General features: G+C 74.0%; 1 protein-coding gene. It reads right to left on the bottom strand.

Going from position 1 to position 626, the window contains the following annotated elements; translation table 11 throughout:
• The coding region (locus tag G3I78_RS46820; protein ID WP_164436701.1) for a pyridoxal-phosphate dependent enzyme at window positions 1-571 on the bottom strand (571 nt) is incomplete at its 3' end.
• Window positions 572-626 lie beyond the last annotated feature (55 nt).

Raw genomic sequence — 626 nt, 5'->3', positions numbered from 1 at the left:
GGGCGGCGAGCATCGCGCGGCCTGCCTCCGTGGGGTCCGACGGCGACGGGTGGCAGATCCCCCCGTAGACCTCCATCTGCGCCCGGCGGTACGGCTTCGAGTCGAACGACGCGCGCACCTGCCACACCTCGACGTCGAGCCCGAGCAGCGCGCCCGCGAACGACAGCGACGCGCCCCACTGGCCCGCGCCGGTCTCGGTCGTGAGCTTCGTCGTGCCCTCGAGCGCGTTGTAGTACGCCTGCGCGACGGCGGTGTTCGGCTTGTGCGAGCCGACCGGGCTCACGCCCTCGTACTTGTAGTAGATCCGGGCCGGGGTGCCCAGGGCCTGCTCGAGGCGCCGCGCGCGCACGAGCGGCGACGGCCGCCACAGCGCGTAGATCTCGCGGACCGTCTGCGGGATCTCGACGTAGCGCTCCGTCGTCACCTCCTGCTGGACGAGCGCGAGCGGGAACAGCGGGGCGAGGTCGTCGGGCGTGAGCGGCTCGCGCGTGCCGGGGTGCAGGTGCGGCGGCACGGGCTCGGGCAGGTCCGCGGCGAGGTTGTACCAGTGCGTCGGGACGGTCGAGGGCACCTCGGGGCCGGTCGGGTCGAGGGACCGGACGGGGACGGGAGACTGCTGTGTCGTC

It is taken from the genome of Streptomyces sp. SID13726 (assembly GCF_010548375.1).
GTDB lineage: Bacteria > Actinomycetota > Actinomycetes > Streptomycetales > Streptomycetaceae > Streptomyces.
The sequence above is the reverse complement of the archived record's forward strand: the minus strand, read 5'-3'. Positions and strand labels throughout refer to the sequence as shown.